The sequence below is a fragment of the Myxococcus eversor genome (assembly GCF_010894455.1).
GTDB lineage: Bacteria > Myxococcota > Myxococcia > Myxococcales > Myxococcaceae > Myxococcus > Myxococcus eversor.
Genome location: NZ_JAAIXY010000022.1, coordinates 1 through 18,194 on the forward strand (window position 1 = coordinate 1; position 18,194 = coordinate 18,194).

The window sequence follows — 18,194 nt, forward strand, 5'->3', positions numbered from 1 at the left end:
CCCGCCGCGGTGGCCTCCTTCCCGGGCCCCGCCTCCAAGACGGGCGAGCCCGCCAGCCCCCCCGTCACTCCGCCCCCGCCCAGCGCCATCCCTCCGGGGATGCGCCCCTCGGCTCGGACGCCGCCCCCCACGGCCGCCGCCGGGATGATGGTGGAGCGGCCCGCCAGCACCCGCCAGCCCGCGACTCCGCCCTCCCTGGCTCCCCGGGGCTCGGCGCCAGCGGGGCCCGCCAACACCCGGCCGCCGCCTCCAGTGCCGGATGCCGCCCTGCCCGGCCGCACGGGCGCCACGGCCCCTCCCGTCGCCGCCCCCCGTCCCGCCCCCGCCGCGTCGCGGTTCGGCCTGGCGGTCATCGCGGGTTCGACTCGAGGCCAGCGCTACAAGCTGCCTGTCACGGGTTGCGTCGTCGGCCGCCAGCGCGGCGCCATCCTCTTCCCCGACGACGGCTTCGTGTCGCCGCTGCATGCCACCTTCCTGGTGAAGGACGGCGCGCTCTTCGTGCGAGACGAGTCCAGCGCCTCGGGCGTGTTCGTCACGGTGGCGGGCACGGAGGCCATCACCGCGCGCACCCACTTCAGCGCGGGGCAGCGGCTGTTCCGCTTCACGGGCCGGCTGGAGACGCCCGTGCCGGTGCCCGGTCGTCCCCTCGTCTACGGTGCCCCGGTGCCACTGGGCCAGGCCGTGTACGGCGTCGAGGAGGTCATCTTCGGTGGCCGGGGAGGCCGCGCGGTGGTGACGGCCGCCCCGCTGCTCACGCTGGGACAGGCGCACTGTGACTTGAGCTTCCCGGGAGACGAGGGCCTCGCCGGTCGCCACTGCGAGCTGTCCCCCACTCCCACCGGAGCGCTCCTGCGCGACTTGTCCGGCGGCCTGGGCACCTACGTGCGCATCCCCGCGGGCGAGGAGCGTCCCCTGCGTCCGGGAGACCGCGTCCGCCTGGGCCAGCACGTGCTCCAGGTGGAGACACTCGGCTAGTCAGTCAGCGCGAGCGCATGGGCACTTCGCCCGGCACGCGCGCTACGGGCTCGACGGACGGGCCACCGCGCCACCCAGGCGCTGCTCGATGAGGGCGCGGGCCTTCGAGTCCGCCACATCGCGCAGGTGCCGCGACCACCAGCCGCGCGCCTCCTCGAGCTGATCCTTCTGCCAGTAGAGCTCGCCCAGCTTGAGGGCCAGCTCCGGGTCCGGGTTCTTCTCGAAGGCCTCGCGGTACTTGGCAATGGCGAGCCCCGCGTCTCCGCGCTCCAGCGCGAGATCTCCCGCCTGCACGTGCATGCGGGACTCCTCCAGGTTGCGGTTCGTCGCGAGGATCTGCTTCTCGTACAGCTGCTGCTCGGCGTCGCCCGCCGACGTGCTCACCTTGCCGGGCACGGGCGCGTTGCGCGGAATGGCGAAGGGGGAGATGGGGCCCGTCTTCCCGCCGCCGTTGAAGTAATAGAAGTAGGTGAAAAAGAGGCCCGCGCCGAGCACCAGCAGCACGGTGAGCGACTTGAAGAAGAAGCCCAGCCCTCCGCCGCCCACCCCGGGCTGCGTGGGGATGATGGAGTCGGTCTTCTCCCGCGTCGCGGGCATGGCGTCGGCGTTGGAGGGCAGCGGCGAGAGCACGTCCGGAAGCGCTCGGACGGTGGCCTCCACCGTCATCTCGTTGCCCCACTCCGGCGCCGTGGCGTCGTCGTTGCGTCCGGTGGACGACTTGCGCGGCAGCGGCGCGAGCACCGCCGACGGCTGGGGGCGCCGCGAGGGCGACTCCGTGCGACGCCGCTCCTTCTCCACCGCCATCAACTCCGCGCGAAACGCCTCCGCGTTGGCGGGCCGGTCATCCGGGCTCTTGGAGAGCGTGCGCAGGATGAGCCGCTCCATGGCCGGGGAGATGCGCGCGTCGGGCCGGCGCCGAGTGGGGGGCGGCGGCTCCTCGGTGAGGTGCTTGGTGGCGAAGCCCACCGCCGAGTCCGACTCGAACGGCAGGAGGCCCGTCATGAGCTGGTAGAGGATGACGCCCACGGCGTACAGGTCCGAGCGGTGGTCCAGCGTCGCGCCGCGCGCCTGCTCCGGGGACATGTACTCGGGCGTGCCGCAGACGAAGCCCGCGCGCGTGAGGGCGGGACCGTCGTCGGTGGAGTCGGTGATTTTGGCGATGCCGAAGTCGAGCACCTTGACGAAGTCCGGCTCGTTGCGCCGCTGCTCCACCATGATGTTCTCGGGCTTGAGGTCCCGGTGGATGACGCCCGCGCCGTGCGCGTCCGACAGCGCGCCGAGCACCTGGCTGACGATGCGCACCACGCGCCCCTCGCCCAGGGGCCACTCGCGGCTGAGAATCTGGTGCAGGTCCTGCCCCGCCACGTACTCCATGGCGATGTAGAGCGCGCCGTCCTCGGCCTGGCCGAAGTCCAGCACGCTGATGGAGTTGCGGTGGTTCAGACGACTGGCGGCCTTGGCCTCGCGCTGGAAGCGCGCCACGGTGCGCTCGTCCGACAGCAGCGTGTGCCGGAGGACCTTGAGCACCACCACCTTGTCGAGGGAGATCTGCCGGGCTCGGAACACGCGGCCCATGCCGCCCTCGCCAATGAGGGCCTCGACCCGGTATTTCTGGGCAATCGTCAGGCCGACGTAGTCGTCAGCATCCGGCGCGCGCACGAGTGTCGCGCCGCAGGCCGGGCAGAAACGGGAGGATTCTTGGGCGTCAGCGCCGCAGGAGGGGCAGTGCAAGTCAACTTCCCCGAAGGGTGGGGGGCGGAGTTCACCACGTCGCTCGGGTGCTGAGCAAGCCGTTCGCAAGACGAGCAACCGTGCTTGACCCCTGGTAGAAACGCGGAGCCCTCATGGAAGCGATGGAATACTGCCCCCGCTGCGACGCCGAAAACCCCCGGGATGCCACCGTCTGCCGAGCGTGCGGCTCACCGCTGCGCTCCGGGACGATGGTCATGGCCGTGGCCAGCCTGTCCACGCGCCCCCAGGTCTCCATCCGCGTGGTGCGGGCCGACGGAGGCCCCGAGTCCGTCGTCCGCATGCAGCGAGACACCCTCACCTGCGGCCAGCAGGGGGAGATCTCCCTCCCGGACGACCCCTTCATCATGCCCGTCCAGATGCGCTTCTTCTTCTCCGGCTCCAGGCTGGCGGTGGAAGACGTGGGCGGCGCCAACGGCGTCTTCGTGCGGCTGCGCCAGGAGCGGGAGCTGTCCCCCGGCGGTGAGCTGCGCCTGGGCCGCCAGCGGCTGGTGCTGGAGCCCATCCCCACCGCGACGCAAGGTCCCGGGGGGACGCAGATCTGGGGCTCGCCGGATCCCGGCTACCGCCTGCGGCTCATCCAGTTGCTGGAGGGCGGTCTCCGGGGCGCGGCGTATCCGCTGCGCGAGGGCGACAACCTGCTGGGACGCGAGCAGGGCGACCTCACCTTCCCCACCGACGGCTTCGTCTCCGGACGTCACGCGGTGCTGCAGGTCCGCCAGGACCGGCTGACCGTGCGGGACGTGGGCTCGTCCAACGGCACGTTCATGCGCCTGGCCGGCCCGACCTTCGTGGACAACGGGGACCACTACCTCATCGGCCGGCAGCTGCTCCGGGTCGAAATCCAGGCGCCGCTGGCCTGAAGCGGCACCCTCCCCGGTACTCGCGCCCGGGCCGCACGGGGAACTCCCGCGCGGCCCTGGGCCCCCACGACCTCAGCCGTAGGACTTCTCTTTCTTCTCCTGCTCCTCCTTGCAGCGGATGCAGAGCGTCGTCACCGGACGTGCCTCCAGCCGCTTGGGGGAGATGTCCTCCTCGCAACGCTCGCAGATGCCGAACGTGCCGTCCTCGATGCGGGCCAGCGCCCGATCAATCTTCGTGAGCAGGAACTTCTCCCGGTCCCGCAGTCGGAACTGCATCGACTGCGCGTACTCGGAAGACGCCAGGTCGATCTCATCGGGGAGGTCGTCCGTGTCGAAACTCGCCTCCTCCAGCAGGGTCTTCTTGGCGTTCTCGAGCAGGCTCGTCTTGCTGTCCTCGAGCATCTTCTTGTAACGCTTGAGATCTTTCTGGTTCACAGCCTTCGCTCCAGTGCGCGAGGGTTTTGGGCCCTGTCCCCCAAAAAAAGGGCCCGAAAGCTTTATTCAGGGAGCCGTCGGTGTCAAGCTGACCCAGTCACGACTGCGGGTGAATGGGAGGGCGGTTGAGCGAGAACACGAAGTTTGATCGGGAGTTCCTGCGCTCGGCCCTCTCGCTGGCCGCCAAGAGCGATGTGGATCATTTCCTCTACATCTGTGACACGCCCATCCCTCCCGAGGAACTCCGGGGCCGGCCTGCTCGCAAGAAGCTCGTGTATGCGGTGACGCTGGACAAGCTGGCACAGGAGCACCTGCTTCGAAAGGTCCGTGCGCTCGTCATCCCCGCCTACGACTACTCCCGCACCGAGCGGGTGAAGGTCGCCCTCGTCTCCGCGCTCTCGCAGGGCGCGTTCAAGGAAGGCGACCTGGTGCTCTGCATGACGGGCCGTGTGGGTCGGGCTCCCGATACCCTGATGCAGATGCGGATTGGTGGCTCGCTGGATGATCGGCTCGCGATTGAGGGTGTGAAACTGGGCGAGGAGTTTAACTCCCAGGTGGTGGATGCGCTCATCCAGTTGGCGCTCCAGATTGGCCAGGAGGGCTTCGAGGGCCATCCCATCGGCACCATCATCACCATCGGCGACCACACGACGGTGCTGGAGAAGAGCCGGCAGATGACCATCAACCCGTTCCAGGGCCTGTCCGAGGCCGAGCGGAACGTGTTGGACCCGAAGATTCGGGAAGCCATCAAGAACTTCTCGGTGCTGGACGGCGCCTTCATCATCCGCGAGGACGGCGTGGTGCTGGCGGCCGGACGCTACCTGTCCGCGCAGGACGAGCTGGTGAAGATTCCGCTCGGTCTGGGTGCCCGGCATGCGGCCGCCGCGGGAATCACCTCCTCCACGGCCTGCATCGCGCTGGTGGTGAGCCAGACGTCCGGCGCGGTGCGCCTCTTCAAGGGCGGCAACATCGTCCTGGAGCTGCACCAGACGGCGCGCCGCACCTGAGCTCGAAAGCTCAGTCCGCCTTGTCCTGGCGCTGAACCAGACGGCGCGCCGCACCTGAGCGCGAAAGCTCAGTCCGCCGTTTCCACCTTCACCTGGCGCTCCTCGCGGTAGACCTCCGCCAGCGCGTGCGCGCGCTCCACCTCGTCGCGGGCCGCGTCCACCACCAGGGCATGTTCGAAGCGGGCCACCTGCTCCTTCAGCGCGTCGGTGACGATGCCGCCCAGGGTGAGGCGCGCGGAGGCGCTCTCCCGCTCGCGGCGCAGCTCCTCCACCCGGTCTCCCAGCTCCGCTGCGGCCTCCAGCAGCAGCTTGCCGTCCGAGTCCGCGCGCTCCAGCGACTCGCGGGTGGTGGCCAACAGGGCCTCCGCCTGCGTGCGGTCCTTCGTGAGCACCGCCACGGCCTTCGAGTCCCCTCGCGACGCGGCGGTGGCATGGCGCGAGGCCAGTTCGTCCAGACGGCGCGAGTAGCGCTCCACCGCGCGAGCCAGGTCCCCTTTCAGGGCAAGCAACGTGGCCGCGGACTTGCGCAGCTCGGCGGCCTGTCGGTCCAGGTTCTCGAGCAGCTCGTCGAAGGCGACGAGCGGGTCCGCCGGACGGGCGCGCTCCTTCTTCCGTTTCCAGAGGCCGAAGAACATGGCGTTGGACGCAAGCCTAGCCGAAGGGCCGGCACAACAGCCGCACCCGCGTGAGCGCGTCCGCCACCGACGGTCCTCCCACGGACAGCGCGGCGAGGTACCGCGCCGGGGTCAGCCCATACACCGCCAGCAGGTGCTGGAGGAGCACCACGCTCTCCGTGGCGCGCTTGTCGGCGGGCGCAAGCGAGGCGGCCTCGACGAGCGCGCCGAGGATGTCCACCACGCGTCCCACAACGTCGGGGCCGGGCACCTGTCCGCCCTCGGGGCGCGGCGGAGCTTCAGGGAAGAGGGCTTCGAACGAGGCCTCCACGGCGACGGGGGCCACGGTGTTCCGCCCGGTGGCGACGCGCTCCAGCGCCTCCAGGTGCGGCGCGAGCTTGTCCAGTGCGTCCGGCGTCGCGGGCACATCCCGGGGCAGCAGCGTGCGCCAGGGCGTGTCGAACTCGGTGCGGGCCCACTGAATCTCCTCGTCGGAGAGGTGGTGGTAGAAGGCGCGGATGCCGGAGGCGCGCTGCTCGCGGACGAGCGAGCGGAGGTCCGGGTTCTCCTCTCCCAGGGAGATGAAGCTCAGGGCGATGTCCAGCGAGCCCATGGGCGCGCGGGTGCGGCGGATGAGGTCCAGGTCCACGCGGTCCTCTCCATCCGTGACGAGGACGACGGTGGCGCGGGCGAGGTATGGGTCCCTTCCCTGCGCGGCGCGGATGGAGTCGAAGGCCGACATCAACGCGAGGGAGATATCCGTCTGGCCCTCCGCCGGCGAGTCCCGGAAGAGTCGTTCGATTTGCCGGGTGGCCTCGGTGGCGGTGTCGACGCGGGCCAGCTCGGTGGGCACGTCGTTGAAGAAGCTGAAGTAGAGCGGGTCGAACGTCTCCCCTCGTCGAGCCTTGACGCGCAGGTTGTTCAGCTCGGCGATGATGAGGGCGTCCCGGAAGCGAGCCCTGGCGCCGTGCATGGAACCGGAGGCGTCGCAGACATAGACGCGCACGGCGGTGCGCTTCACCTTCTTCGACTGCGGCGGCGGCGCCTCTTCCAGATAGGCGCGCACCAGCTGCCGGTTGGCCGCGAGGTCCCTGAGCAGCATCCGGGGGTCCGTCAGCACGAAGTTGTTCACCTCGTGCAAGCCGCCCGTCACCTCGAAAGTCATGGTCTGCGTGGGATAGGGAACGCGCCGGGGCACGGGCCGTGACACCTGGGTCTCCGCCAGGACGATCTCCTCCGAGAGCGCGTCCTCCACATCGAAGTAGCGGGCACACCCCGCCGCCAGCTCGAAGGTGGCGAGTTGCTCGGGCCGCAGCGAGAACGCCAGGTCCGCCAGCAGCTCGTCCGGGCGAGGAGCCGCTGTCTCTGACCGCGCTTCCTTGGGCGCGGACTCACCGAACCAGTGGGCCAGCGCCTCTCGCTCGGCGCGCTCCACCAGGTCCGTCAGGTGGGCGCGGGAGGGCAACAGGGGCTCCAGCGCCGAGCGCGCGGACGCCGCCAGCTCCAGGTCCCCCGCCTCCAGCGCACGCTCATAGAGGCCACGCAGGGAACGGTATGCGGCCTGAGGGTCATGTCGGGCCGCGTGACGCACGTGGCGCAGGAACTCCTCCAGGGAGCGCACGGCCGGCACGGCGCGCGTGCGCTCGCGGGCCTCGGCCACCTCGCGGCGCAACGGCAGGCCGCGCTCGCGGTCATGGTCCGCGCCCAGGCGCAGCAACATCTCGTGGGCCAGGTCCAGATCCCTGCGCTTCTGCACGACGTCGACGACGTTCTCCTGGGCGCGCAGCGCGAAGTACTCGGCCACGGCCATCCGGGAGCTGCTGGGCGGCCGCTGCTTCCGCGCGGAAGCCGGGCGCTCGAAGGCGACGAAGTCCTCGTCGTCATCGACGGGCGCCGACGGCGGACGGGCGAAGACGTCGGCCACCTTCACGGCCCGCGCCAGTTGGACGAAGGCGCGCTCGATCACCGTGACGGTTCCTGGCGGCATCACTCCCGCACGCCAGGCGCGCTCCACGCGCTCCACGCACTCCTCCATCTCTTGCAGGGCCTGCCCGGCCCGTGACCGGAGCCCCTGGGACAAGGCCCCCGCCAGCCCACGACGAGCCCCCAGCTCGCGCAGCAACTGCGCATCCGCGGAGGTGTGGACGCCCACCTTGTCCAGCTCCCGGTCCAGCAACGCGAGCACGGGGAGGGCCAGGTCGCCGTGTCCGGTGACCTTGCGGCCGAAGGTCCACCAGCGCGGCCCGCTCGCTGGAGGTACCGGCTGGCGGAGCGCATCCAGGCGCCGTCTCAAGTCCGTGAGCCGCCGGGAGAGCATGCTCAGCCGTCCCTCCGCGCCCTATCCGACGAGGGCGTGCTCACGCGGCGGACCGCCGCTCCAGCACCTGTCGGCTGTATCGTCCGAAGTCCTCGTCGATGCCTCGCAGTTGAACGTCGAGCCGCTGCGCGCTCTCGCCCACGTCGCCTGGAATGGCGGCGAGCAGCGACAGCACGCCCTTGAGGCGCACCAGCTCCCCTTCCTTCAAGGCCAGCAACGGGAAGCGACTGCGCACCAGGCGGTCCACCGTGCGCTCCACGTCGGGCCGCTCCGTCAAGGACTCGGGCGTCGGCAGCGAGGTGAGGAGCTGCGTGAGCCAGCTTCGCAGGTACTTCACGCGCGTGTGGATGAAGGTGAGCTCCGCCTGGGCCACCGCCGCGCGGGCGCTCTCGGAGAAGAAGGCCGAGGCAGAGCCTCCCCGGGTGAACGCGAGCTGTCCATCCAGGCCCAGCAACGCCGCCAGCTCGCCATCCGGCGCCTTGGTGGAGAACTCTCCCCGGTAGAAGACGTAGGCATCGCCGTTGAGGACGGAGGCGGCCGGAGGGGACGGGGCCGTCCCATCGCGCGTGAGGTGGCGGGCGTGCTCGCGGAGCCGACCGTCGAGGATGCCCTGACACTCCCCCATCACCACGTCGACGGGCAGGCCCTCGCGCCGGAGGTTCTCCGCCACGGCCTGCACCGCGCGCCCATACTGTTCGATGCGGTCAAACGGAGTGGAGGCCAGCACCTCGCGCGCATACGCGAGGCCCAGGGGCAGCAGCAGTTCCTCCTTGAAGCTCCGCTGCGTCGGGTCCAAGGCGACGAGCGACTGCTCCAACTGGGACAGCCGCCGCGAGTCCGCCGCCAGCGTCTCCAGCGGCTCCTTGCGGCCCCGAGCGGACGTCCCCTGGAACGCGACGGTCGCCCGGCGCCGCAACGCACCCACCACCCGCTTTCGCGCGTCGGCCTCCGCCTTGCGCAGCCGCTCCACCACCACGGGGGCACCTTCGCCGAGGATGCCCACCAGGTCGGCGGTCCTGGAAAGCTCCTCCTCCAGGTTGTCCGCCAGCCCCACCAACCCCTCCAGCTTGAGGCCCTCCTCGAAGTCCGCGCTCTCCGCGGTCAGGGCAATCATCTCCAGCGCCCCATCCAGGAAGCGCGCGGTGGACTCGCCCAGTGGAGCCAGACCGACCTTCAGCTCGGGGATGACTCGGCACAGCTCCAGCACGTCCTGGAACGAGGTCAGCAGGGCCAGCCCTCCCCGCCCCTCGCCTTGTCCCGCCAGGCCTCGCGCGAGCCGCTGGTCCATCGCCGCCACCAGCGCCCGGGCGGACACCAGCAGCGGGGCGCGGTTCTGAGGATGGCGAGGGCCGGGCACCAGCTTCGTCAGCAGGCCGCGCGCCGAGGTGGACGCGATGGACGGCTGCCAGTTGCGTGACAGCGCCTCCACCGCCGACGCCTCGTCGGACGAGCCCAGCGACTGGGCCTCGCGTTCCTGTCCCCCGCCCAAGTCCTGCCGCACCTTCGCGATGACCTCGTCGAACGTGCGCTGCTCCAGCCGGACGATTTCGAGCTGAGCACGCTCTCGGGGATCCACCACCGACTTGAGCAGCGCCTCCGTCTCCGCCGACGGGGGACCGCCGAGCAGGAAGAACCAGCGCAGCGCGTCCAGGTCCTCCACGGTGGCCTCCAGCGGTCGCTCCGGCCGCCGGTAGATCTGATCTCTCACCACCGCGGCCTTCAGTGCCCACAGCGCCTTCACGGCGGAGCGCTGGGAGAAGTACTTCGTGGGCACGTAGTCGGGCAGCTTGGAGACCTGCGCCGTCAGGGCCCGCTCCAGGGCCTCCGCCAACAGCTCCACGCCCTCCAGCACTTCACTGGGGACCTTCACCCTCGACACGGCGTCCTGCAACAGGTCCACCTGCTGCAACGAGAGCGGGGCCCGCAGGTCCGCCCGAGCGCCCTGCGCGAAGCGCTGCAGCATGGCCGCGCGGCTCTCCTTCCGGGCGAAGGACTTGGGCACGAAGCTGATGAAGCTCAGCCGGTCGGCGAAGGCGAGCAACAGCTCGGGTGAGCGCGCCAGCACCTCGGAGAGATACCGGTTGCTCGTCATGATGACGCACTCGGTGCGCCCCGCCGTCACCCGCCGGCCGTGCTTCAGCTCACGCTCGAACAGCACGTTGAGGATGGAGCGCAGCAGCATGTCCCGGCCGTCGAAGATCTCATCCAGGAACGCGTGCTGCGAGCCCAGCATGCCCTCGTCGGTGAGGTATTCGGTGCGCCCCGTCTCCGTCAGGACCTTGAAGTCCACGGGGCCCAGCAGGTCCGTCTGCACGGTGGACTCGGCGAGTTGCTTGGAGAACAGCGAGGGCTGGCCGGTGTGCTCGTCGATGATGCGCCCCAGCACCGCGCTGGCGATGGCGCTCTTCGCCGTCCCGGGGGGCCCAATCACCAGCACATGCTCCCGACTCAGGAGGGCCAGCTCGAGCTGCGTGAAGAGCGTCTCTCGCTCCAGGTAGACGTCCCGCAGCTCACTGAAGAAGTGGCGAAAGGCGCGAGCGGCCTGGAGATAGGGCGGCGGATGGGCTTGCACGAACCCATGCTACCCGCCGCCCTCTGTCTATTTGAAGTGGACCGCGCAACCCGCGTCCGAACAGGTCCGGCCGGCGATTTTGAACCGGTAGCGGGCGAAGGCCCGGTAGAGCACGTCCGAGAGCTGACGGAGCCCGGGGACGTAATAGACGTACAGCAGCCGACCCAAGGGGTGCCTGCCCAGCGCCCTGATGATGGCCTCCGCCCCTTCCAGCACCCGCCCATCCGCCTGGACGAGCTGCATGGCATTCTCGCACCGCTCCGCGCTGATGCCCGGGAAGGCCTCCAACACGCCCTCGTCCCTGAACGAGCGAAGCTGCGTCCCCCGGCCCCCCAGCATCCTCTGGAACTCGCGGGCCGCGCCGCTGCAGATGCGGCAATGCCCGTCGTAGAGGATCACATCGTTTCCCGGCGGCGTCGTCCTCAGCACCATCCGCGTCACCTCCACCCTGGGTTCTATGTCAGCGGGATACGAGCGTGTCATGCAGATGCGCATGCACACCGCGCCAGATGTCATGCTGCCGTTCGATGGGGTCCATCAGCTTGAGACCCACCGTCGTCGCGGGTGAGCTGCCCTGGAAGGCCGAGTACTGGCGCAGTCGCGTTCCACCCGCCCCATCCTCCTCGAATACGAAGCGGTTCGTCCCCCGCAGCGGGTGCCCGTCCAGGGTGGTGATGTGCACGGTGAGCGTCTTGGCCTCCAACTGGAACGCCACGGGGGCCCAGACCGGAGGAGGCCCCTTCTCCTCCAGGAACACCTTCGCCCCATCCGCCAGCGTCCCGGTGGGCGGCTGGAGGCGGATGCCCGCGGACTCGAACACGGGCCCGGGGTTGCGCACGAAGTAGGCCCAGGCCGCCTCCGGTGGAACACCGGGAAGCGCGCTGGTGTAGTCCGTCAGGGACGTGGACGCCCCCTGGATGGGAGGGCTGGGCTCCAGGAGCCGCAGGTGCCCCCGTGCATAGGCCTCCACCACGCTTCCGCCCCTCAACGCCAGGCTCGCGGTGGCCGCCTCGGACTGCGCCAGCGTGAAGGCGCCCTGCTTCATCTGCTCCCGAACGCTCCCCATGGGCCGAGGAGGAAACGAGCCGCCCACCGCGAAGTCGAAGTCGTTCGACCCGCCCGTCCTGGGCCCACAGCGAGGCCCCGGCACCAGGAAGCCTCCCGAGCCTCCGGGCACCTGGCCCTGGAACACCTCCAGCGTGCTGGCCGAAGTGCCCTTCATCGGAGGCGGAGTGCCACGGGCGGGAACGGAATCGAGGGAAGCCGCCCCGACCTCGCCTTCGACAGGCAGGGATGTGGCGGAGGACAGCGGGGACGCGACGCGAGTCATGCGGGCACCTCACACGAAGACGTGGAGCCCCCGCCCCGTTGCATCCCCATCACCAACACGCGTCCCAGTCCCCTCAACCCCTTGCCGCCCACCCCTCGTCCCGCCTCGCATACGGCCATCCAGCGTTTCGGAACATCCCGAGGCCCCCAACTCCAAGCCTGGAGCCTCGGGCCCGGAAACGCAGAAGGGCCGGCGCCCCGCGTGTGGCGGGAGCACCGGCCCTCTGCTTCACCACCCGGGCCTCACGGGGCCCTGGGGGCTACGACTGGCGGAACTCGGCGTCCACCACGTCGTCCTTCTTCGCGCCCGGCTGAGCCCCGGGAGCAGCGCCGCCGCCCGGAGGAGGCTCGCCACCCGGCGCACCACCCGTGGCCTTGTACATCTCCTCCGCGGCCTTGTAGCTGGCGGCCTGGAGCTTCTCGAGCGCGGACTTGATGGCGTCCTTGTCCTGACCCTCGCGGACCTTGTTCAGCTCCGCCACGCTGTCCTCGAGCGCCTTCGCCACGTCAGGAGTGAGCTTCTCCTTGTTCTCCTTGACGAGCTTCTCCGCGGCGTAGGACTGGGCCTCCGCCTGGTTCTTCAGCTCCACCAGCTCGCGGCGCTCCTTGTCGGCCGCCTCGTTCGAGCGAGCGTCGGCGACCATCTTCTCCACCTCGTCCTTCGCCAGACCGGACGAGTGGGTGATGGTGACCTTCTGCTCCTTGCCCGTCGCCTTGTCCTTGGCGTTGACGTTGAGGATGCCGTTGGCGTCCAGGTCGAACGTCACCTCGATCTGCGGCACGCCACGCGGCGCGGGCGGCAGGCCCGTCAGGTGGAAGCGGCCCAGGCTCCGGTTGTCGTTCGCCATCTCGCGCTCACCCTGGAGCACGTGGATCTCCACCTGCGACTGGCCATCCGCCGCCGTGGAGAACGTCTCCGACTTGCGCGTGGGGATGGTGGTGTTGCGCTCGATGAGCTTGGTCATCACCCCACCCAGCGTCTCCACGCCCAGGCTCAGCGGCGTCACGTCCAGCAGGAGGATGTCCTTCACCTCGCCGGAGAGAACACCGGCCTGCACCGCCGCGCCGACGGCGACGACCTCGTCCGGGTTCACGGAGCGGTTCGGCTCCCTGCCGAACAGCCGCTTCACCGCTTCCTGCACCTTCGGGATGCGCGTGGTACCGCCCACGAGCACGACCTCGTTGAGGTCCTTGAGGTCCACGCCCGAGTCCTTCAGGCACTTGCGGCACGGCTCCAGCGAACGCTCGATGAGGTCATCGATCATCGCCTCGAACTTGGCGCGCGTGAGCTTCAGGTTGAGGTGCTTCGGACCGGACGCGTCCGCCGTGAGGAACGGCAGGTTGATGTCCGTCTCCGTCGCGCTCGACAGCTCGATCTTCGCCTTCTCCGCCGCCTCCTTCAGGCGCTGGAGGACCATCTTGTCCTTCTGGACGTCCAACCCCGTGTCCTTCTTGAACTCGGAGATGAGCCAATCCATGATCCGCTGGTCGATGTTGTCACCGCCCAGGTGCGTGTCGCCGTTGGTCGCGAGCACGTCGACCACGCTCTCGCCCACCTCCAGGATGGAGATGTCGAACGTGCCGCCGCCGAAGTCGTAGACGGCGATCTTCTCGTCCTTCTTCTTGTCCAGGCCGTACGCGAGCGCCGCCGCGGTCGGCTCGTTCACGATGCGCCGCACCGTGAGGCCCGCGATTTCACCCGCGTCCTTCGTGGCCTGGCGCTGGGCGTCGTTGAAGTACGCCGGGACGGTGATGACCGCCTCCGTCACCTTCTCACCCAGGTAGTTCTCCGCCGCGCGCTTCAGCTTCAACAGCACCTGCGCGCTGATCTCCGGGGCGCTGTACTGCTTGCCGTCCAGTTCGATGCGCGCGTCGCCGTTGGGCCCCCGAGCAACCTTGTAGGGGACCAGCTTGGCCTCCTCGGTCACCTCGTCATGCCGCCGGCCCATGAAGCGCTTGCTGGAGTAGATGGTGCGCTCCGGGTTGGTGATGGCCTGGCGCTTCGCCACCTGACCAACCAGCCGCTCGCCGTCCTTCGTGAACGCGACGACCGAGGGCGTGATGCGGCTGCCTTCCTCGTTGACGATGACCTTGGGCTCGCGACCCTCCATGATCGCCACCACGCTGTTCGTGGTGCCCAGGTCGATCCCAATAATCTTGCCCACGGTTCGTATCCTCCGGAAATAACTGCGTTTTCTGCGAAAGCTCCTGATGTATGCCCAACGTAACCACCCACCCCCCTGTGTCAAACCGGAGGCGACGTCGGGCCCTCTGACACAAGGTGATGCTCCCGGGTGCGTAGCGCAGTGCGCACGAGGCTGGTTGCCGCGTCACGCCATCGCCACCTTCACGACACGGGTGCGTAACGCGCTCTACACCCCCGCCACCCCCAGGTAGCAACCGGGCGACCTTCCGCACTGCAACCAACGCTGCAACCCCTTGGAATGACATGCCTGCCCGCCTGCTGACGCCCCGCGTCACCCGTTGGCAATGAAAGTGCACATTGCGGCAGCGCGTCGATGTCGGGTTCCCCCACCCGCACCTACCCTGGAGCCTGTCCCCATGCTGGTTCAGCCCCTGCGCTCTCCGGACCTCCGCCGCTCCCCGTCGGCGGACGCGTCCGTCGAACCCAAGGTCGCGGTGCTCCTCAACGCCAACGCCCGGAAGGTGGATGCCCGGGTGGTGAAGTCCCTGTCGCACGTGGTGCCGGAGCAGGACCTGTTCCTCTCCCGCTCGCAGTTGGACGGCCGGCGCATCGCCCAGACGGTGCTGGAGCGCGGCTATCCCATGGTCTTCACGGGCGGCGGCGACGGAACCTTCATGGGCTTCGTCAACGAGATCCTCCAGCAGGTCGGCGCCCGAGGCCGCTTCGCCGGTCAGCAGGCGCCCCGCTTCGGCATCCTCAAGCTGGGCACGGGCAATGGCATCGCCGCCCACGTCAACGCCTCCGGCACCCGGGGCGACGGCATCCTCAACGACGTGCTGCGCGCCCGCACCGGTGAAGTCCCGGGCTTCCGCCCCATGGACCTGCTGATGGTGGACGGCCAGCGCGCGCCCTTCGCGGGGCTGGGCGTGGATGGCAAGGTGCTCAACGACTACATCTGGGTGAAGGAGAACCTGGGCAAGGGGCTCTTCAAGAGCATGCTGTCCGGCAGCGGCGGGTACTTCTCCGCGGTGGCCTGCAAGACGGTGCCGCACTACCTGACGCACTCGACGTGGGTGGAGTGCGAGGTCGTCAACGGCCAGGCGGGCGAGGCGTACCGGCTGGGTCCCGACGGCCAGCCCACGGGTGAGCCGGTGGCCCCTGGCGAGCTGATCTTCCGGGGCAAGACGATGATGGCCGCCGCGGGCACCATGCCCTTTTACGGCTATGGCTTCCGGATGTTCCCCTTCGCGTGTGGCCGGCGCGGCTTCATGCAGCTGCGGCTGGGCCAGGTGACGCCCACGCAGGTGCTCGCGAACCTGCCCAAGCTGTGGAACGGCCGCTGGTTCCCCGAGGGCCTGCACGACTTCCACGTCCGCGAGGCCACCATCCGCTTCGCGCGCCCCATGCCCTTCCAGGTGGGCGGCGACGCGGCCGGATATCGGGACCAGGTGTCGCTGTCGGTGGCGCCCGAGTCCATCGAGCTCGTCGACTTCAACGGCGCGCTGAACTAGCCCGCGCCGCGGGGGGACGGTGCGATTGCCGCCCTCCCCTCACTTCCGCTCAGCCCCTGTCGCGTGAGGCCGGAGGCTTCTCGCCCGGCTCCTTGCGGCGTCCCACCAGGAAGGCGTAGCTGACGCTGGCCTTGCCGTTGCTCTCGCGGTGCAGCGCCAGCTCCTCGCGCAGCGGGGATGCCTGGGGGCCGGACGTGGGCCGCAGACAAGCCTCCACCTCGCGGTAGTAGTCGTCGAGTTCCACGTCGTGCAGCGACTCCGCCGACTCCGGCTCGAAGCCATTCAGCTCCAGCGACTGGAGCAGCTCGCGCGGCAGCAACAGGGGCGCGCCCAGACGGCGCTCCCACAGCTCCGCGGCGGCCTTGGGCAGGAAGCGCCCCACCCTCGCGGGGAAGGTCATCCCCAGCCGCCCTCGTCGAGCCAGCAGCGGCCTCAGGGCGGCCAGCGTCCCGCGCAGGGTGTACAGCACCCGGCCCTGGACGAGGATGGCATCGAAGGCTCCATCCGGCAGGCCGAGCGAATCCAGGGACACGCCGCGCACGTCGATGCGGTCGGTCAGGCCCTGGTTGCGCACGCGTTCGCGGGCGGCGGAGACCAGGGACTCGTCCATGTCCGCGGCGACGACGGAGCAGCCCATCTCCCGGGCCAGCAGCAGCGCCGCGGCGCCATCCGCGCCACACCCGAGCACGAGCACCCGAGCGCCAGGCTCCAGTTGGGCCACCTTGGCGAACCGCCGAGTCACGTCGTCCGAGCTGAACGCGCGCCGGGCGTCCGCGGGGTGGTACAGCGGAAAGGAGTCTGCCGGGCTCATGGGCTCCTCATATACCCAACCCCGCCCGGACTTCCAGAGACGGCGCGGGCCTCCCACCCGGGGGAGGAGGCCGCGCGCGTCCGGCGTCACAGGTAGTAGACGATGCGGGGGTCCATTTTCAGGTGTTCATAGATGGTGCGCCGCTGCTCCTCGGACAGCAGGTACACCGACACGCTGAGGGACAGGTACTTGCCCTTGCTGCTGGGCTGCTCGCGGATGGAGTCCGGCGAGATTTCGGTGCCCATCATCTTCCGGAACAAGTCCCTCACGTGCTCCGGGAAGCCGGGGCCCTGCAGGCCCATCACCTTGAAGGTGTAGACCGAGGGGTACTCGATGAGGGGCTTCTTCTCTCCGTCTTCCGGAGGGGTATCTCCAGGGCCGTCGGTCGTCATGACACGTCTCTTCGAACAGGCACCCGCGGGTGCCTAGAGCAGGTTGGCGGCGAGTTCGGCCAGGGCACTGCGCTCGCCCTTGGCCATGGTGATGTGCGCGGCGATCTTCTCGCTCTTGAAGCGATTGACCACGTGCACCAGCCCGTTGTTGGTCGAATCCACGTAGGGGTTGTCGATCTGGAACGGGTCCCCCGTGAGGATGATCTTCGTGTTGTCTCCCACGCGGGTGATGATGGTCTTCACCTCGTGGGGCGTGAGGTTCTGCGCTTCGTCCACGATGATGAACTGGTTGGGGATGCTCCGGCCACGGATGTACGTGAGCGGTTCAATCTCCATCAGCCCCAGGTCCAGGAGCTCGTGATAGCCGCGCCCGGCCTTCTTGTCCGCGCGGCTGAGGTTCATCAGGAACTCCACGTTGTCGAAAATGGGCTGCATCCAGGGGTTGAGCTTCTCCTCGACGCTGCCGGGCAGATACCCGATGTCCCGTCCCAGGGGGAAGATGGGACGGCTCACCAGGAGCTTCTGGTAGAGGTTCTCCTCCGTCACCTTCTGGAGTCCCGCGGCGATGGCCAGCAGCGTCTTGCCCGTGCCCGCCTTGCCGACGATGGTGACGAGCTTGATGTCGTCGTTGAGCAGCAGGTCCAGGCAGAAGGCCTGCTCCATGTTGCGCGGGCGGATGCCCCAGGTGCCCTCCTTGCTCTGGCGGAGCAGCGGCACCAGCCGGTTCTTCAGGCCGTGCAGCCGCCCCATGGCGGTGTGCGACGGGTTCGTCTCGTCCTTGAGCAGCACCAGCTGGTTGGGGAAGAGCGTGTCCACGTCCGGCAGCTCCACCTCCGCGCCGGGCTTGTACATCTGGTCCACCAATTCCTTGGGGACGAGCCGCTCGGTGAAGCCCGTGTACAGCTCGGTGATCTCCACCCGCTCGGTGTCGTAGTCCTCGGCGATGAGGCCCAACGCATCCGCGCGGATGCGCAGGTTGGTGTCCTTGGTGATGAAGACGGCCTGGGTGTCGGGCTCCTGCTCCATCAGGTCGATGGCCACCGCGAGGATGCGGTTGTCCATCAGGTTGCTGTCCGCCATGGACAGCGGCAGGTCGCGCTCCGTGAAGCACACCCGGAGCATGCCGCCCCTGGGCATGGGCACCCCTTCCTTCAGCGAGCCCTCCGCGCGGAACGTGTCCAGGTAGCGCGCCACCATGCGGGCGTTGCGACCCAGCTCGGAGAGATCTCTCTTGAACTGATCAATCTCCTCGATGACGTAGATGGGGATGATGACGTTGTTGTCCTCGAACGCGTAGATGCTGCGCGGATCATGAAGGAGGACGTTGGTATCGAGGATGAAGTTCTTTCGCATCGTGGGTTCGCGCGACCTGATTGGTTCGGGTGCGACCGCTGGGGACCGTGCGACGTGGCTGAGCCTGACGCCCACTCCAATATAGACAGGGGCTCCGACGGAAGCAGCCAGGATGGTGTC

General features: G+C 69.2%; 15 protein-coding genes. 4 read left to right on the plus strand and 11 right to left on the minus strand.

All coding sequences use genetic code 11. The annotated features are described in order from the left end of the window. The coding region (locus G4D83_RS35025) for an FHA domain-containing protein (protein ID WP_163869241.1) at window positions 1-975 on the plus strand (975 nt) is incomplete at its 5' end. A 42-nt stretch (window positions 976-1,017) separates the two neighbouring features. Here the strand turns inward: G4D83_RS35025 and G4D83_RS35030 are convergent. Next, the gene (locus G4D83_RS35030; RefSeq protein WP_163869242.1) at window positions 1,018-2,706 is read right to left on the minus strand and encodes a serine/threonine-protein kinase; all 1,689 of its coding nucleotides are present in this window, start codon (window positions 2,704-2,706) and stop codon (window positions 1,018-1,020) included. 113 nt (window positions 2,707-2,819) lie between these two features. Between G4D83_RS35030 and G4D83_RS35035 the strand changes: the two genes are divergently transcribed. Next, window positions 2,820-3,587, plus strand: coding sequence for an FHA domain-containing protein (locus G4D83_RS35035; protein ID WP_176437580.1), 768 nt, complete (start codon window positions 2,820-2,822; stop codon window positions 3,585-3,587). 72 nt (window positions 3,588-3,659) lie between these two features. Here the strand turns inward: G4D83_RS35035 and G4D83_RS35040 are convergent, their stop codons facing one another. After that, complete coding sequence (locus G4D83_RS35040) at window positions 3,660-4,022, minus strand: TraR/DksA family transcriptional regulator (protein ID WP_163869243.1); 363 nt, start codon at window positions 4,020-4,022, stop codon at window positions 3,660-3,662. A gap of 125 nt (window positions 4,023-4,147) precedes the next feature. Here G4D83_RS35040 and G4D83_RS35045 point away from each other — a divergent pair, with 125 nt between their 5' ends. Then, window positions 4,148-5,029, plus strand: a complete 882-nt coding sequence (locus G4D83_RS35045; RefSeq protein WP_163869244.1) for a DNA integrity scanning protein DisA nucleotide-binding domain protein — start codon at window positions 4,148-4,150, stop codon at window positions 5,027-5,029. Window positions 5,030-5,097: 68 nt separating this feature from the next. Here the strand turns inward: G4D83_RS35045 and G4D83_RS35050 are convergent, their stop codons facing one another. The 6 genes from G4D83_RS35050 to dnaK form a co-directional block, all read right to left on the minus strand. Next, complete coding sequence (locus G4D83_RS35050; protein WP_163869245.1) at window positions 5,098-5,664, minus strand: hypothetical protein; 567 nt, start codon at window positions 5,662-5,664, stop codon at window positions 5,098-5,100. Between the two features lie 16 nt (window positions 5,665-5,680). Further along, window positions 5,681-7,960, minus strand: coding sequence for a vWA domain-containing protein (locus G4D83_RS35055; protein ID WP_163869246.1), 2,280 nt, complete (start codon window positions 7,958-7,960; stop codon window positions 5,681-5,683). Between the two features lie 40 nt (window positions 7,961-8,000). Next, window positions 8,001-10,532, minus strand: a complete 2,532-nt coding sequence (locus G4D83_RS35060) for an AAA family ATPase (protein WP_163869247.1) — start codon at window positions 10,530-10,532, stop codon at window positions 8,001-8,003. Window positions 10,533-10,559: 27 nt separating this feature from the next. Further along, complete coding sequence (locus tag G4D83_RS35065; protein ID WP_163869248.1) at window positions 10,560-10,964, minus strand: thiol-disulfide oxidoreductase DCC family protein; 405 nt, start codon at window positions 10,962-10,964, stop codon at window positions 10,560-10,562. 28 nt (window positions 10,965-10,992) lie between these two features. Next, window positions 10,993-11,754, minus strand: coding sequence for an SRPBCC family protein (locus G4D83_RS35070; protein WP_240356981.1), 762 nt, complete (start codon window positions 11,752-11,754; stop codon window positions 10,993-10,995). Window positions 11,755-12,121: 367 nt separating this feature from the next. Continuing rightward, window positions 12,122-14,026 carry a molecular chaperone DnaK gene (gene dnaK, locus G4D83_RS35075; protein ID WP_163869250.1) on the minus strand — a complete coding sequence of 635 codons (1,905 nt, stop codon included), beginning with the start codon at window positions 14,024-14,026 and terminating at the stop codon, window positions 12,122-12,124. A 397-nt stretch (window positions 14,027-14,423) separates the two neighbouring features. Between dnaK and G4D83_RS35080 the strand changes: the two genes are divergently transcribed. Continuing rightward, a complete protein-coding gene (locus tag G4D83_RS35080; protein WP_163869251.1) occupies window positions 14,424-15,518 on the plus strand; it encodes a diacylglycerol/lipid kinase family protein in 1,095 nt (364 codons plus the stop codon). Between the two features lie 49 nt (window positions 15,519-15,567). Here the strand turns inward: G4D83_RS35080 and G4D83_RS35085 are convergent, their stop codons facing one another. From G4D83_RS35085 to G4D83_RS35095, 3 genes are all read right to left on the minus strand, one after another. After that, on the minus strand, window positions 15,568-16,329 hold the full coding sequence (locus G4D83_RS35085; RefSeq protein ID WP_163869252.1) for an SAM-dependent methyltransferase: 762 nt from the start codon (window positions 16,327-16,329) through the stop codon (window positions 15,568-15,570). A gap of 86 nt (window positions 16,330-16,415) precedes the next feature. Next, window positions 16,416-16,721 (minus strand): HP0495 family protein, encoded by a 306-nt coding sequence (locus G4D83_RS35090; RefSeq protein WP_163869253.1) that lies wholly within the window; start codon window positions 16,719-16,721, stop codon window positions 16,416-16,418. A 33-nt stretch (window positions 16,722-16,754) separates the two neighbouring features. Further along, the gene (locus G4D83_RS35095) at window positions 16,755-18,074 is read right to left on the minus strand and encodes a PhoH family protein (RefSeq protein WP_163869254.1); all 1,320 of its coding nucleotides are present in this window, start codon (window positions 18,072-18,074) and stop codon (window positions 16,755-16,757) included. Between the last annotated feature and the right edge of the window lie 120 nt (window positions 18,075-18,194).